The following is a 16,248-nucleotide window of genomic DNA, read 5'->3' as shown; positions in this document are numbered from 1 at the left end:
GGTATTAACTGAATTATTTAATGTCTATGATATTGGGGTCATTCCAGATAATAGTTTTATTATTACTGTAATAAAATTGTTTAACTTATTACCTTTAGAAGATATTGCTGTTCCAACAACGGATTGGACAGGTAAAATATTATCAGGACTTATTTTTATAATATTAGCATCAACAGTAGCGTTTATATTTAAAGAATGGACAGGGGCAGTAAGTATTGATGATAGTGAATTAACAAAAAAACGCCAAGATTATAGTTATTTAGATGCAAGTTTACGAGGTGCATTACCAATTAAAATAATTTTAGAAAATACAAAAGATAGTGAAGATGAAGTAAAATTAGAAGATACACATTATCTTGATGAAAATAAAGATTGGCATACGGAAGCAAGAGAATTACTACGACTAATGTCTAAACAATATATAATTAGTGAAAAAAACTGGCATGAAACAGAATCTTTGTATACATGTAAATATTCAAATCAAGATATTGCAGTTTTTTGCTGTATCGATTATCCTACTAGTGAACTATTAATACAAAAAATTAATTATTTAAAAAGATATTGTGCAGAAAAAGAAATTATTAAAATTTTAGTAATGTCAAAAAATACTATACAATTAAATAAGTCAATTATACTAGAAGATATGTTAGTAGAATATATCAGTTATGATTTAATATTAGATTCATTAATTGACTTTACTGAATATTTTGATTTTATTAATTATCAGTTTTTAGAAAAAGAAATAACAAGTGGTGATAATTTAAGACTTCAAGATACATATGTAATACCTAAAGGTCAATTAATTAGTACTAATGATAAGAAGATAATAAACAACATAGAAGAGTACATCCTAAAATGGACAAAAGATAATAGAAAATCAAACCATATATCTTTATTAGGAGAATACGGACAAGGGAAGAGTGTTTTATCATTGAAAATTGCATATGAAATGATAAGAAATAAAGATGAATACCGTATACCTATTATAATTGAGCTTAGAGGGAAGAGTCCTAAGAATGATGATATGTTAAGTATTATTGCTAGTTGGTCAAGTACATTTGATATAAGTGCAAAGGCAATTGAAAAATTATTTTATGCAGGGAAACTTTTAATAATTTTAGAAGGATTTGATGAAATGGATTTAATTGGGGATTCACATACTCGTCATTTACATTTTAAGAGATTACTAGAATTTATGAGATTTGAAAAATCAAAGGTAATTATTACTGGTAGACCAAATTTATTTCTTGATACCATTGAAATGGAAAAGTTTTTACAATTTAATCAAAACTCTAATCAGACATTTTACAATGAACCTATACACTTAATGCCATTAAATAAAGAACAAATAGAAAATGCATTGAGGCATACAAATGAAATTACAAAAAATGAAATTTTAAATTTAATAAATATTAAACAAAATAATAGTTTCTTAGATTTAATTTCAAGACCATCAACTTTATATCAAGCAAGTATTATTTGGGATACTCTAGATAAAAAGAATATTAATTCTGCATCAGTAATTAATGCATTTATAAAACACTCATATAGAAGACAAGAATCTAAACTTAGAACAATTGGTAAAACAGGTGTCGCTCCTATTCTTACAATCAATGAAAGAGAGTACTTTATGATTGGGATTGCAACTGGAATGATTTTAAACACACAGTATTCAAATCAAATTAATAAAGTTCAATTAGAGAGTATTATTAGCAAATTATATTATGAGATTCCTAATGAAATAAGCATTGATGATTTAAATAATATACCATTAAGAAAAAGATTAGAAGAAAATAAACATGCAATTGAAACAGTCTTTAATGATGTACGTACATCGGGTATACTTGTAAAAGACTTATCTGGAAATGATTCTTTTAAATTTGCGCATAAATCATTTTTAGAATTTCTATTTGCATTATTTTTTGTACATAAAATATTACAAAAAGATGAACATTATACAAAAATTGTTAATACCATTTCTGATTCATTATTAATAAAAGATATTTATTCCTTTAAATTTACTAAAGAGATTACATCATTTATCTCATCATACCTATTGAATTTAATAAGTTTTAAAGAGGAAAAAGAAAATTTTGCTGATAAATTATTTACTTTATTCCTCCCAAATAAACTAGTTAAAAATTTAATATCTTTTGCGAACATAGATACAAAAATCTTTTTAAGAATATCATTTCTAATATATGTAATGATAATTGTAATGTTTCTTACAGGAAGTATTCTACCTCCAGAAGTATCAGTGCAACTTCCCTATCTTACTTATTTCAGTATTGAGGAAACTACAGCAGGAACTGTTATTTTTATGTCATCTATTTTTTTAATATCATTTATATCGTTTTATTTGAAACTTAAGTTAAAAAAACCAATTCTTTTATGGTACGAAACATGTTTATCTTTAATCCCAGAAGAAGAAACTTATAAAATTGTTAGCAAAAAAAATATTGAAAGATTAACATCTGAAAATGGAGAAATATTTGAAATTTCTTATTTATTAAGTTTAATATTAAAACGATTTTAAAATAGTCTAAACTTAGTATTCTAGAATATATATGAGGCTTATCAATGTTTAAAAAATGGCTAAATAAATAAAGTATTTTATTTAGCCATATCTCTGTATTCTTTAAAAAATAAATTATTCGTAATATACAGTTATTATATAGAACAAATTTTAGATTTTATACTATCCAAATACTTAGCATACCATATAATTAAACCTCTCATACTATCTTTATATAATGCTCTATTATAAGCTTCTTTAATTTTATTTTGTTCTTTATGTGAAAGAAGTGCTTCAATTACTTCCCCAGTATATTTATGTCCATTTTCAGTATTCGCATTTTCATAGGCTATTGTTGAAAACATAGCCCTAAAACTATGAGGTACAAATTCTTCTTTTGTAAAGCCCATTCTTCTTAATGCTGAAATTAGTGTATTGTCACTCATTGGTTTATCTTTTCCTCTAAAACTTGGAAAAACATATTTTCCTCTTCCTGAATATTGTTTTATCTCTTCTAGTATTTCTATTACTTGATTTGGTAGGGGTAAGATAAATTCTATTTTAGTTTTCATTTTTTCTTTTGGGATAACCCATTGTCTGTTTTCAAAGTCTATTTCAGACCATTCACAATGTCTTATATTAAAACTTCTAACAAATACATAGGGAAGCATTTTTAATGCCATCTTAGTTGTGTAGTCTCCTGAATATTCGTCAATAGCTAGAAGTAAAGCTTTTATATCTTTGCTTTTTGTAAAAGTAGGGTAGTGTCGTTTTTCTCTTTTTCCTAATATGGTTTTTTGTTCTATGTCGGCTATTATATTGTGTGGTGTGTATTCTAGGGTTACTGCATATTTATATATTTTATTTAAGAGCATAAAAACTCTTTTTGCTGTTTCTTGTATATTTTTTTCTTTTAAGTCTTTTAGTATCTCAATAATATCAAGTCTTGTAATCTCTTCTATTGGCTTATCTTTTATAAAAGGATAAACATAAAGTTCTAATGCTCGTTCTAATTTTGTATGATAGTTTTTTGTTACTTCACTTGCATAGTTTATATGCCATTCTTGAGAAACTTTATAAAAGGTATTCTCTTTTTTCTTTTCATTTATATTGATTTCTTCTTTAGATTGTTTTTTTTGCTCATTTGGGTCAATGCCTTTTGCGATTAGATTTTTATAATTATCTCTAATCTCTCTAGCATCTTTTAGTGAAAGAACTGGATATGTTCCTATAGATAAAACTTTTTCTTTATTATTGAATCTATACTTTAACCTCCATCTTTTTCCACCTGATTTTACAACTAAGAGAAAAAGACCACCACCATCAAAAAGTTTATAATCTTTTTCTTTAGGTTTTGCAGATTTAATTTCTATATTTGTCAAAGGTGCAATAGTTCGTGCCATAAGAATCCTTTTGAGAAATTTTAGGGTACTTTTTTTAATCCAATTTTTTAATTTTACAAAAAGTACCCTAAAAAGTACCCCAAAAGATTTAGATTTAGTGGAAAGTGATTAGATGATATTAGACTAAAAATGATAGTAAAGCGCCATTTTTTGGTAGCTTAATGGACTTTTATGATTTGTATAGAAAGTTGTAATGGTGGAGATGTGGAGAATTGAACTCCAGTCTTAAAACAGCTACTACCAGCGTCTACATGTTTAGTAAAAGGTTGATTAATTTCACTTTCTAAAAGCTCAACCTGCAAGGCTAATTAAAAAGCTAAGATTCTAAATGTCTCAGATTAGTCAAATCAGCTCTAAAATGATAATCTATCTAGGGTGAGTCTCCGTAATACTACATAGATAGAATCTGTAGTGGAAACCTCCAAAGTCTCAAGCCGTTAGGCGAGTCTGTGTTTAACTTATGCTACTTTAGCGTAAGCTGGAGCGTAATTTGTATTATTTGCGTCTAAAAAAAATGAACCGTATAACGGCGTGTTCAGGCCGACATGCAACCAATCCTCACTGCTCTAATCGATACCAAGTCATCCCCATATCGAAGAGGAGAATTATAACCTAAATTTCTTAAAAGAGAATTTATTTTATGTAATGTATTTATATTAAAATTTTAGTAATCTTGTTGTTCTTTAACTATTATTTTAATATAATATTATAATTTTAAAATCAGAGGTTTTTATGAAAAAAGGTATATTAATTATTGGTGCTGGTGGGGTTAGTCGTGTTGCAACTGTTAAGTGTGCGATGAATATAGATACATTTGAAAAAATTACATTAGCTTCAAGAACTATTTCTAAATGTGAAGCAATTAGAGATGATATTCTAAAGAATCAAAATGTAGAAATCTCTGTAGCTTCTGTAGATGCTGATAGTGTAGATGATTTAGTGATACTAATTGAAAAAACAAATCCAAAGTTAGTTTTAAATGTGGCATTGCCATATCAAGACTTAACTATTATGGATGCTTGTACAAAATGTGGAGTTGATTATGTGGATACTGCAAACTATGAACATCCAGATGTTGCAAAATTTGAATACAAAGAACAATGGGCAAGAAATGACCAGTTTAAAGAAGCTAATATCATGGGACTTTTAGGTTCTGGATTTGACCCAGGAGTTACTGGCGTATTTTGTGCTTATGCTCAACAAAATCTTTTTGATGAAATCCATTATATAGATATTATGGATTGTAATGCTGGAGATCATGGATATCCTTTTGCTACAAACTTTAATCCAGAGATTAATCTTAGAGAAGTATCTGCAAATGGTAGATATTGGGAAAATGGAGAGTGGATTGAAACAAAACCTTTAGAAATAAGAGTTGATCATGACTATCCAGAAGTTGGAGTAAAGCCATCATATCTTTTATACCATGAAGAGTTGGAATCACTATCTAAAAATATCAAAGGTCTTAAAAGAATTAGATTCTTTATGACTTTTGGAGATTCTTATATTCAACACATGAATTGCTTGCAAAATGTTGGTATGCTAGGTATTGAGCCTGTTATGCATAAAGGTGTAGAGATTATTCCAATAGAGTTCTTAACTACATTACTACCAGACCCTTCAAGCTTAGGGCCTAGAACTGTTGGGAAAACAAATATTGGATGTATCATAGAAGGTATAAAAGATGGTAAAAGAAAAAAAGTCTATATCTACAATATCTGTGACCACCAAGAGTGTTTCAAAGAGACAGGTGCACAAGCTGTAAGTTATACTACAGGTGTTCCTGCAATGATTGGTTCTAAACTACTTTATAAAGGTATTTGGAAAAACAAAGGTGTATTCAACATCGAAGAGTTTGATGCAAAGCCATTTATGGATGAGCTAATGGAACAAGGTCTTCCTTGGAAAATACTAGAAATAGAATAATTTTTTATTCTTTAAGCCCAAAGTAACTCGTTACTTTCTTTAGGATTTGCTTCTTTAGATGGAATTTATTTCCATCGTTAAAAGAAGTCAAAAATATAAGGTTCCCTTGAAAAATGGAACATCTTTAAAGGAAATATTATGCAAAAATATATTTGTTCAGTATGTGATTATATATATGACCCAGCTCTTGGTGATGAAGATAGTGGTATAGCTCCAGGAACTGCTTTTGAAGATCTTCCTGAAGATTGGGAATGTCCAGATTGTGGAGTGAGTAAGGAAGATTTTGAGCCATATAATGACTGATATTGTTAATTCTTTTGAAGAGTTACCAAGTCCTTGCTTTGTATGTGAAGAAGAACTTTTAAAGAAAAACCTTGAACTTTTAAAAAAAGTTCAAGATGAAGCAGGAGTAAAAATTTTACTTGCTTTAAAAGGTTTTTCACTTTATTCTACTTTTGGTTTATGTAAAGAGTACCTTCAAGGATGTTGTGCATCTGGACTTCATGAAGCATTGCTTGCTTCAAAGGAGTTTGGAAGAGAAGTGCATACTTACTCACCGGCCTTTAAAGAAGAAGAAGTGGATGAGATAGTATCTATATCAAATCATATTGTTTTTAATTCTATCGCACAACTAAAGAAACTTGAACATAAAGCTATAGGTAAAACATCTATAGGACTTAGAGTTAATCCTGAATTCTCTTCTGTTGAAGTTGATTTGTATAATCCTTGTGGAGCATTTTCAAGATTAGGAATTACTAGAAAAAATTTTGATATAAATGCAATTGAAAATGTAGATGGACTTCATTTTCATGCTCTTTGTGAACAAAATGTTGATGCTTTAGAGGGTGCTTTAAATAACTTTGAAGAAAAGTTTGGTGAATTTTTGCCTCAAATGAAGTGGGTAAATTTTGGAGGTGGTCACCATATTACAAGAGAAGATTATGATGTAAATAGTTTGATATATCTTTTAAAAGAGTTTAAGTTAAGATATCCTCATTTAGAAGTATATTTAGAACCAGGTGAAGCTGTGGGCTGGAGAACTGGCTATTTAGTAACAACAGTCTTAGATATAGTAAATAATGGCATGGACATAGCTATTTTAGACACTTCTGCTGAAGCTCATATGCCAGACACCCTTGCTATGCCTTATAGACCAGATATAAAAAATAGTGGTGAAATAGATATTAAAAAACACAATTACCGGATTGGTGGAAATACTTGTCTTGCAGGGGATATTATTGGGGATTATTCCTTTGATGAGCCTTTGAAAGTGGGTGATAAAATAATCTTAGAAGATATGATACATTATACGATGGTAAAAACTACAACCTTCAATGGAATTAAGTTACCATCCATAGCAATAAAAAAAGGTGAAGGTTGTTACCAAATTGTAAAAAACTTTGGTTATAATGAATATAAATCAAGACTATAAATAGATAAAGGCTACAGACATGGGACAAAAACGCGCAATAATTGAAGATGAATTCAGAGAAGATGAAGAGATTGATACCCATGAAAGTTTAAAACACAAATCTAAAAACTTTAAAAGAAAAAGAAAAGAGTTAAGACAAAAAGGCAAAAAAGTTCAAATCTGGGTAAAAAAAGAGACCCTAGAGTATGAAAAAGAACTTACTTTATTACAAATTGAATTATTAAAATTTCAAAATTATGTAAAAGATAAAGGCTTAAAAGTTTTGATGCTTTTTGAAGGAAGAGATGCTGCTGGAAAAGGTGGTACTATTAAAAGAATAGCAGAACATTTAAATCCTAGGGGCGCTAGAATTGTAGCATTGGGAAAACCAGGTGATATAGAAAAAACGCAATGGTATTTTCAAAGATATACACAACACCTTCCAAGTGCTGGTGAAATTGTTCTTTTTGATAGATCTTGGTACAACAGAGGTGGTGTTGAGCCAGTTATGGGATTTTGTACAACAGAAGAGCACCATGAGTTTCTAAGAGAGGTTCCAGAGTTTGAAAAGATGATTGTAAAATCTGGGATTATTTTATTTAAGTTCTATTTCTCTGTTTCAAAAAAAGAGCAAGCAAGAAGATTTAAAAAAAGAGAGATAGATCCACTAAAACAGTTTAAACTCTCTCCTGTAGATAAAGAGTCACAAAAGCTTTGGGATAATTATACAACAGCAAAATTTTCTATGCTAATGGCTTCTAATACTGATATCGCACCATGGACAGTTATTAGAAGTGATAATAAAAAACTAGCTAGATTAAACTGTATTAAATATATATTATCAAATGTTATTTATCCCCATAAAGTTGACTCAAACATATTTGAAGTGGATAAAGACTTCGTAAATACAGGAACACAAGAGATAGAATATATGGAAAAAGAAAACAAATTTGCAAAGGTATAATAGATGAATTTAAACGATTTTGAGAAGACAGATTACAATGGTTTGTATATTTCAAAAGTAGCACATGTTACTTTTGGAAAAAAATATGTAGCTAGATTTCAATACAATAAGAAAAGATATGTAAAGGTTTTGGGTTACTCAAAAAAAGACAATATTACAAAAAGAGATGCAATCTCTTTAATGAACACTTATAAAGAGACAATTATTGCTACACAAGAAGAACCAAAAATAGAAGTAAAAGATGAAAATGTAAATCAATCAATAACAAATAAAGAGTATGAAAAACTAGTATCTCAAAATAAAGAGATGAAAGAGATACTTGGAAATTATAAAACTCTTGATAAAAATATTATGAAAAGTGGTATCAAAAAGATTTATGAACTAGAAGAGTTAAAGCATTATCAAATTGAGCTAATAAAACTTCAAAACTATTTAGAAAAAGAGAATAAAAGAATGATTATTCTTTTTGAAGGAAGAGATGCTTCTGGTAAAGGTGGGGCAATCAGAAGAATCACAAGATATATGAACAATAAACATTACAGAATAGTAGCCCTTGGTAAACCTAATGATACACAAAGAAATCAGTGGTTTTTCCAAAGATATATTCAACACTTTCCAACAGGTGGCGAGATAGTTTTATTTGATAGATCTTGGTACAACAGAGCAATGGTAGAGCCGATATTTGGGTTTTGTACACAAGAAGAACATGAAATATTTATGGAAGATGTTGTTAATTTTGAACAAGACTTAGTAAGACAAGGAATGATTTTAATTAAACTATATTTTTCTGTTTCAAAAGATGAACAAAAAAGAAGGTTTGATAGAAGAATCAATGACCCACTAAGACAATGGAAATTTTCTGAAGTAGATATGCAAGCTCAAGATTTGTGGGGTGAGTTTTCAGAGAAAAAATATGAGATGCTTAGACGTACAAACTCAAGAAGTGCACCTTGGCATATAGTTAGAAGTGATGATAAGTTTTTATCTAGAATTGAAGCTATGAAAATCATATTAAATTCAGTAGACTATGATGGTAAAAATTATGCTATCAATTTTGAAGGAAATGAGAAAATTAATATTTCAGTACAAAGAGAGTTGATGCAAATGAGAAAATCAGCTAACTACTAGTATTACCAAGGAGATGAAGAACTATTTTTAGAATTGTTCTTTGTTTCCACTTTTTTCAAAAGAATTGGATTTTTTTGATTTTTTAGTAAGTTTAACCATTTTTTTTCTTCTTTATTTGATAACAGATTTTCATTTACTTTTCTTTGTGAAGCCTTTTTATCATCTTTGTTTTCATTATTTTTGTTATTTTGACTTTTTTTATTGTTTTCCTTATTACTATTGTTTTCTTTATCTTTTTTAGATTGCTCTTTATTATCACTTTTGTTTTTATCGTTCTTATCTTTTTTAGTATCTTTATCTTGTTTATTATTTTTATCATTTTGCTTTTGTTTTGAATCTTTATTTTGCTTATTTTTTAAAGCTTTTTTTACAAGCTCTAAATTCTCTTTTGTCTGCTTGTCTTCTTTTATTTTCAAAGCATTTTCATACATTTTTTTAGCACTATTTAAATCATTGAGTTTTACATAGGTATTTCCCATATTATGTAGCTTTTTAAACTCCAATTCATCATCACTTGTGGCTATATCTTTATACATTTTTAAAGCACTTTCATATTTTTTTTCTTTGTATAATGAGTTGGCAAAGTTATATCTACCTTCATTTGTACTTATAAAATCTTTGAATTTATTTGATGAGGTAGTATATTCTTTATTGTTGTATGCTTTTGTTGCTTCTTTTATAGTATTAAAATCTAAAATTGAGGCATTTACATCTATATTGCATAGAATTATTAATAAAACTGAAGTTTTGGCAAGTGACTTGATACTTGGCAGTGATGAAAAGGCAATCAAAAGTATAAAAAGTGCAAATCCAAGAGGGTAATAAAAAAGTTCGGTATAAACTTTTTGTTTCTTTACTTCCATATTTACCTTTTGTGTTTTTTTAGAGATATCATTGATTATTGAGTTTATATCATCATTGTTTAGAGTATAGTTTGTATATCCTGCTTCACTGTTTAAGCTTAGTTTTTTAATATTCTCATTTAATTTTACCATTGCAATATTACCATCTTTGTCATTTACGTAGCCATCTTTTGTAGGTATTGGAGTGGGATTATTTGTAGCTATTGTAATAGTGTAAATATTAAGGTTATTTTTGTTTGCATACTCTATCTCCTCTTGATAGTTATTTGCATTTCCACCATCACTTAGAAGAAGAATATTTTTAGATTTATAATCTTTTAACAATTTATTTGAAGCTTCTAGTGCTGAGAAAATATTTGAGCCATCACTAATGTTTAAATTGTAATCAAAATTTTCTACTAAAAAATTTAGTGATGTAAAATCATTTGTCAGAGGTGATAATATAAAAGAAGACTCTCCAAAAATAATAATTCCAATAGAGAGTTGCTTTGATGATTTTATTAGGTCTAGTATTTTCTTTTTTGCCATTTTTAATCTACTTGGATAGACATCTTGTGCCAACATAGACTTTGAGGCATCAATTGCAATAACAATAGGGATAAGTTCTTGATTTATGTTTTGTTCTTTTTCATCGCTAACAGGTCTTGATAGGGCAATAATCATAAATACAAGAGAGATAAAGAGTAGAATATTTCTACTTTTTTTTGTTAGTTTTGAACTTGAAATTGTAAGTTTATTTAAAACTTTTTGATTAAATATTTTTTCAAATTTGCTCTTTTGTGTAACAATCAAAAAAAATAGTATCAAAGTTGGAATTAACATAAGAAAAAGTACATTAGGGTATAAAAATTGCATTGTTACTCTTTGTGTGTAGATTTGATTAAAAATTTATTTTATATAAGCCTTAGTAAAATTTAGATAAAATCGCTCAAAATTATTATATTGGAGAAAAGTTAATGGAATTTAACGCAAAAAGAGTTGACGAAGCTAATGCAGAAATAACTGCAACAATGAATAGCGCTACAATCGATGCAAAAACAGATAAGATTGCTAAGGAAGCTGCTAAAACAATGAACATTCAAGGATTTAGAAAAGGTAAAGTTCCTATGAATGTTGTAAAAGCTAGATATGGTGAGAAGTTATCTGAAGATGCTGCAAATGAAGTATTAAGAGATTTATTGCAAGAAGCTTTAGCTGAATTAGAAATTGCGAATGAAGAGTTAATTGGTGAACCAGCTGTTACTAAATATGAAAAAAATGATAATGGTGACATTGATGTTGAACTTAAAATATCTTGTAAACCAAAGTTTGAATTAGGTGATTACAAAGCATTGGTTCCAGCTGTTAAAGAGAAAAAAGTAGCTAAAAAAGATTTAAATGAAAGATTAGATTCTCTTGCAAAAGGTTCTGCTCCTTTAGAAAAAATCAAAAGAAAAAGAATGGTAAAAGATGGCGATTTCGCTGTTATTGATTTTGAAGGATTTGTTGATGGTGTTGCATTTGAAGGTGGAAAAGCTGAAAAGTATGCACTAGAAGTTGGTTCAAACTCTTTTATCCCAGGATTTGAAGAACAAATTTTAGGTATGAAATATGAAGAGCAAAAAGATGTTGTAGTAACTTTCCCTGAAGCTTATCAATCTAAAGACTTAGCTGGAAAAGAAGCTACATTTAAAGTAACATTACATGAGATTCAAGAAAAAGTTGCTGAAGAATTAGATGATGAATTTGCTAAAAAAATGCTTCCAAATGAAGAAGATGTTACTATTGATACTTTAAAAACTAAAATCGAAGAGCAAATGAAAACAGAATTAATGTTCTCTTATTATAGAGAAGAGTTAAAGCCTGCATATTTAGATAAATTAGTAGAAAAAGTAAACTTTGCATTACCTGCAACTGTTGTTGACCAAGAAGTAAACTATGCGTTAAATAACAAAGTAAGAACAATGAAAGAAGAAGAGATTAAAGAACTTCAAGAAGATGCAGCAAAAGTTGATGCGATTAGAGATGAGTTAAGAGCAGATGCTGAAACTTCTGTAAAAGCTACATTTATTGTTGATGCACTTGCAGCAGCTGAAGGTGTTGAAGTAAATGATCAAGAAGTTACTCAAGTAATTTATTATGAAGCAATGCAAAATGGACAAAATCCTCAAGATGTTTTAAAACAATATCAAGATGCAGGTTATATGCCAGCTATTAAAATGTCTATGATTGAAGATAAAGTTTTAAATAAATTATTTGATGAAAAATTAGGTAAATAAATTAATAAATAGGAAGATTATATGAGTTATATTCCATACGTTGTAGAAAAATCTGGTAGAGGTGAAAGAAGTTATGATATCTATTCAAGACTTCTTAAAGATAGAATTATTATGTTAAGTGGCGAGGTAAATGATGCTGTTGCTTCTACTATAGTTGCACAATTGCTTTTTTTAGAAGCTGAAGATCCAGATAAAGATATCTATTTATACATAAACTCTCCGGGTGGAGTTATCACAAGTGGAATGTCAATATATGATACTATGAACTATATCAAACCTGATGTTTGTACTATTTGTATTGGACAAGCTGCTTCAATGGGTGCATTTTTATTAAGTTCTGGAGTTAAAGGTAAAAGATACTCTTTACCTAACTCTAGAGTGATGATTCACCAACCATCAGGTGGAGCACAAGGTCAATCAACTGATATCCAAATTCAGGCAAAAGAGATTCAAAGAATGAAAGATACTCTTAATAAAATGATTGCTGAACAAACTGGTCAGCCATTAAAAGTTATTGAAAAAGATACTGATAGAGATAACTTTATGAGTGCTGATGAAGCATGCAAATATGGTTTGATTGATGAAGTGATTACAAACCATAAATAATAAAGAGAATAAATAAATGATAAGAGAAGTAATAACTTATCCAAACAAACTGCTTAGAACAAAGTCAAAAGATGTAGAGAAGTTCGATGAAGAACTTCATACTCTTTTGGATGATATGTACGATACTATGGTTGCACAAAGTGGAGTAGGTTTAGCTGCTATTCAAGTATCTATTCCTCTAAATGTACTTATCATCTTAATTCCAGATGAGAATGATATTCAAGAAAAAGACTCTTTAATAGAAGCAATAAATCCTAAAATAACACACAAAGATGGCATTCAAGTTTTTACAGAAGGTTGTTTAAGTGTGCCAGGATTTAATGAAGATATCAAAAGAGCTCAACATATAATTGTTGAGTATCAAGATAGACATGGAAATAAACTACAAATGGAAACAGAAGATTTTCCAGCAGTTGCTTGGCAACATGAAATGGACCACTTAGAAGGTCACCTTTTTATAGAAAAACTTTCTTTAATGAAAAGAAAGAAATTCGAAAAAGAGTATAAAAAAGCTCAAAAGAGTAAATAAATTATATAAAAATTAATAAAAAATCACATATAATAAGTAAAATAATTATTATATGGATTTTATATGAAAACTATAAATAGCGCTACTTTAGAATCTTTAGATGCCATATGTGTAGATGTTGAGGCTACTTTTACAAAAGGATTACCAAGCTTTTCAATAGTAGGACTTGCAAGTTCATCAATCCAAGAGTCAAAAGATAGAGTAAAATCGGCACTCTTAACCAATGACTTTAAATTTCCACCAAAAAAAATCACAATAAACCTTTCACCTTCAGATATAAATAAAAATGGTACCCACTTTGATTTATCAATCGCACTTTTAATTGCCATGTATGATACAAAAGTAAAATTTGATGATTTTTATATATTTGCAGAACTTGCTCTTGATGGAACACTAAAAGATAATAGTTCTATTTTTCCTTTAGTATTATCTTTAGCAAAAAAAATAAAAAATCTAAATGTCTTAGTTCCAAAATCCATAGAAGATAAAATTGCAATGATACCCAATATAAATGTATACAGTGTAAAGAATTTAAATGATGCAATTATGTTTTTTAATACAAAAGATAAAGAGAGTTATAGAGTAAGTCAAGCCCAAATGCCTTGTGATACTATGCATATAGATGATAAGGTTTATTATTATAATAAAAAGTATGAATTAGACTTTCGTGATGTGAAAGGACAAATCATAGCTAAAAGAGCAGCCTTAATAGCTGTTTGTGGCAATCATAACATTATATTTGAAGGAAGTCCAGGCTGTGGGAAATCTATGATAATAAAAAGATTAAAATATATAATGCCACCACAAACAGTTGACCAAATACTTGAAAAAGCAAAACTAGACTCTTTAAATCTTATTGAGCCAAATTTTGATGGTAGTATTGTTTTTCGTTCCCCACACCATACGTCAACAAAGGCATCTATCTTTGGTGGAGGTACGATTAATTCAAAGATAGGAGAGATAGCTCTATCAAATAATGGAATACTCTTCTTTGATGAACTGCCACATTTTTCAAAAGCCATACTTGAAGCTATGAGGGAGCCTCTAGAAGACTATAAAATATTGATATCAAGGGTAAATTCGAAAGTAAATTATGAAACAAAATTTCTATTTTCCTGTGCTATGAATCCATGTCCTTGTGGAAACCTTTTGAGTAAGAGCAAAGAGTGTAGATGTAATGACGTTGAAATATCAAGATACAAAGGGAAACTTTCAGATCCATTTTGTGATAGGATTGATTTATTTGTCACTATGAATGAAGTCAATTATGAAGATAAAGCAGATATTGATTCTAAAAAGATGCATAAAATGGTACAAGATGCTTTTAGATTACAGGTAAAAAGAGGGCAGAGTGACTTAAATGGAAAGTTAAAAGACGAAGACATAAATAAATATTGTCTTTTAGATGCTCAAAGTGAAAATATTTTAAATATGGCAACCCAAAATTATTCACTCTCTTTTAGAAGTATAAATAAAGTTTTAAAAGTAGCAAGGACAATTGCTGATTTACAAGCTAGTGAAAATATAAAAAAAGAGCATCTTTTTGAAGCACTAAGTTTCAGAAAAAGATGATTTTATTGTATAATGCGAAAAAATTAGATTTTACGAAGAAAACTTCGTATTGATTGCAAAGGATTAAGATGACAAAATGCGGATATGTATCAGTAGTAGGAAGACCAAATGCAGGTAAAAGTTCACTATTAAATTGGCTAGTTGGTGAAAAGATTGCGATGGTTTCTCACAAAGCAAATGCCACAAGAAAAAGATCAAATATAATAGTAATGCATGAAGATGACCAAGTTATATTTGTAGATACTCCAGGGTTACATGAAACTGAAAAATTATTAAATCAATTTATGCTTGACGAAGCACTTAAGGCTATGGGTGATTGTGATTTAATACTTTTTTTAGCACCAATTACTGACAAAGTCTCTCACTACGAAGCATTTTTAGAAAAAAACAAAAAGAATACAAAGCATTTATTACTTCTAACAAAGATTGATTTTGTTTCAAATGAAGAAGTATTAGAAAAAATGAAAGAGTATGAACAGTATGCAGATAAATATGAGTCTATAATACCTGTATCTATTAAAAAAGCTACAACTCATGCTGATATTTTAGATGTGGTAGTTAAACATTTACCTGAACATCCTTATTTATTTGACCCAGAGATTTTAACTACTGACCATTTAAGAGAGATTTTTAAAGAGTTTATTCGAGAATCAATTTTCGAAAATATTTCTGATGAGATTCCTTATGAGACAGATGTATTGATAAATAAAGTTGAAGAAAAGCCAAATGTAGATGTAATAAAAGCTACAATTATCGTACAAAAATCTACTCAAAAGGGTATGATTATTGGAAAAGGTGCCACTGCTATTAAAAGAATAGGAAAAGATGCTAGAGTAAAAATAGAGAAGCTTACAGGAAAGAAATGTTTCTTAGAACTTTTTGTTTCTATTAAAAAAGGATGGACTAAAAATAAAGAGGGATTAAAAGACTTAGGTTATGATATAGATTAGGTATATTCACTTTTTTTAATAAAAGTTTCATATAAGTTATATTTCTATAATTTATATGAACTTAATAAAAAACTTTTAAGCTATAAAATAATATAATTTATTATCTTATTTTGGAAAACTTAA

13 protein-coding genes and 1 other RNA gene are annotated in these 16,248 nt (G+C 28.6%); 11 read left to right on the top strand and 3 right to left on the bottom strand.

The genetic code is table 11. The annotated features are described in order from the left end of the window. Positions 1 to 76 precede the first annotated feature (76 nt). Positions 77 to 2,536 (top strand): NACHT domain-containing protein, encoded by a 2,460-nt coding sequence (locus ACNI28_RS03050; RefSeq protein WP_419765443.1) that lies wholly within the window; start codon positions 77 to 79, stop codon positions 2,534 to 2,536. A 134-nt stretch (positions 2,537 to 2,670) separates the two neighbouring features. On the opposite strand, the gene ACNI28_RS03045 is transcribed toward ACNI28_RS03050, so the two are convergent. After that, a complete protein-coding gene (locus tag ACNI28_RS03045; RefSeq protein WP_419765442.1) occupies positions 2,671 to 3,918 on the bottom strand; it encodes a tyrosine-type recombinase/integrase in 1,248 nt (415 codons plus the stop codon). 194 nt (positions 3,919 to 4,112) lie between these two features. Further along, positions 4,113 to 4,507: a transfer-messenger RNA gene (gene ssrA, locus ACNI28_RS03040) on the bottom strand. Positions 4,508 to 4,650: 143 nt separating this feature from the next. Between ssrA and ACNI28_RS03035 the strand changes: the two genes are divergently transcribed. From ACNI28_RS03035 to ppk2 (ACNI28_RS03015), 5 genes are all read left to right on the top strand, one after another. Further along, a complete protein-coding gene (locus tag ACNI28_RS03035) occupies positions 4,651 to 5,844 on the top strand; it encodes a saccharopine dehydrogenase family protein (RefSeq protein ID WP_419765440.1) in 1,194 nt (397 codons plus the stop codon). A gap of 138 nt (positions 5,845 to 5,982) precedes the next feature. Continuing rightward, positions 5,983 to 6,147, top strand: a complete 165-nt coding sequence (gene rd / locus ACNI28_RS03030; RefSeq protein ID WP_419765439.1) for a rubredoxin — start codon at positions 5,983 to 5,985, stop codon at positions 6,145 to 6,147. After that, positions 6,140 to 7,276: a carboxynorspermidine decarboxylase gene (gene nspC, locus ACNI28_RS03025; RefSeq protein WP_419766444.1), complete on the top strand. Its 1,137-nt coding sequence runs from the start codon at positions 6,140 to 6,142 to the stop codon at positions 7,274 to 7,276. The genes rd and nspC overlap by 8 nt, the downstream gene beginning before the upstream one ends. A gap of 19 nt (positions 7,277 to 7,295) precedes the next feature. Continuing rightward, complete coding sequence (gene ppk2, locus ACNI28_RS03020) at positions 7,296 to 8,219, top strand: polyphosphate kinase 2 (protein ID WP_419765437.1); 924 nt, start codon at positions 7,296 to 7,298, stop codon at positions 8,217 to 8,219. A 3-nt stretch (positions 8,220 to 8,222) separates the two neighbouring features. Beyond that, on the top strand, positions 8,223 to 9,347 hold the full coding sequence (gene ppk2 / locus ACNI28_RS03015; protein ID WP_419765436.1) for a polyphosphate kinase 2: 1,125 nt from the start codon (positions 8,223 to 8,225) through the stop codon (positions 9,345 to 9,347). Between the two features lie 2 nt (positions 9,348 to 9,349). Here ppk2 (ACNI28_RS03015) and ACNI28_RS03010 read toward each other — a convergent pair whose 3' ends face one another. Next, positions 9,350 to 11,065: a VWA domain-containing protein gene (locus tag ACNI28_RS03010; RefSeq protein ID WP_419765435.1), complete on the bottom strand. Its 1,716-nt coding sequence runs from the start codon at positions 11,063 to 11,065 to the stop codon at positions 9,350 to 9,352. A gap of 101 nt (positions 11,066 to 11,166) precedes the next feature. On the opposite strand from ACNI28_RS03010, the gene tig reads away from it, so the two are divergent. The 5 genes from tig to era all read left to right on the top strand — a co-directional run bounded on the left by tig (position 11,167) and on the right by era (position 16,125). Beyond that, positions 11,167 to 12,468 (top strand): trigger factor, encoded by a 1,302-nt coding sequence (gene tig / locus ACNI28_RS03005; protein ID WP_419765433.1) that lies wholly within the window; start codon positions 11,167 to 11,169, stop codon positions 12,466 to 12,468. Between the two features lie 21 nt (positions 12,469 to 12,489). After that, positions 12,490 to 13,074: an ATP-dependent Clp endopeptidase proteolytic subunit ClpP gene (clpP, locus tag ACNI28_RS03000; RefSeq protein ID WP_419765431.1), complete on the top strand. Its 585-nt coding sequence runs from the start codon at positions 12,490 to 12,492 to the stop codon at positions 13,072 to 13,074. 16 nt (positions 13,075 to 13,090) lie between these two features. Continuing rightward, entirely contained in the window at positions 13,091 to 13,603 is a 513-nt protein-coding gene (gene def, locus ACNI28_RS02995) for a peptide deformylase (RefSeq protein WP_419765430.1), read from the top strand. Between the two features lie 63 nt (positions 13,604 to 13,666). After that, on the top strand, positions 13,667 to 15,175 hold the full coding sequence (locus ACNI28_RS02990) for a YifB family Mg chelatase-like AAA ATPase (protein WP_419765429.1): 1,509 nt from the start codon (positions 13,667 to 13,669) through the stop codon (positions 15,173 to 15,175). A 68-nt stretch (positions 15,176 to 15,243) separates the two neighbouring features. Continuing rightward, on the top strand, positions 15,244 to 16,125 hold the full coding sequence (gene era / locus ACNI28_RS02985) for a GTPase Era (protein ID WP_419765427.1): 882 nt from the start codon (positions 15,244 to 15,246) through the stop codon (positions 16,123 to 16,125). Positions 16,126 to 16,248 lie beyond the last annotated feature (123 nt).

Source organism: Arcobacter denitrificans (SeqCode), from assembly GCF_048571185.1.
Lineage (GTDB): Bacteria > Campylobacterota > Campylobacteria > Campylobacterales > Arcobacteraceae > Arcobacter > Arcobacter denitrificans.
Note: the sequence above shows the minus strand (reverse complement) of the source record. Positions and strands in the feature narration are given on the sequence as shown.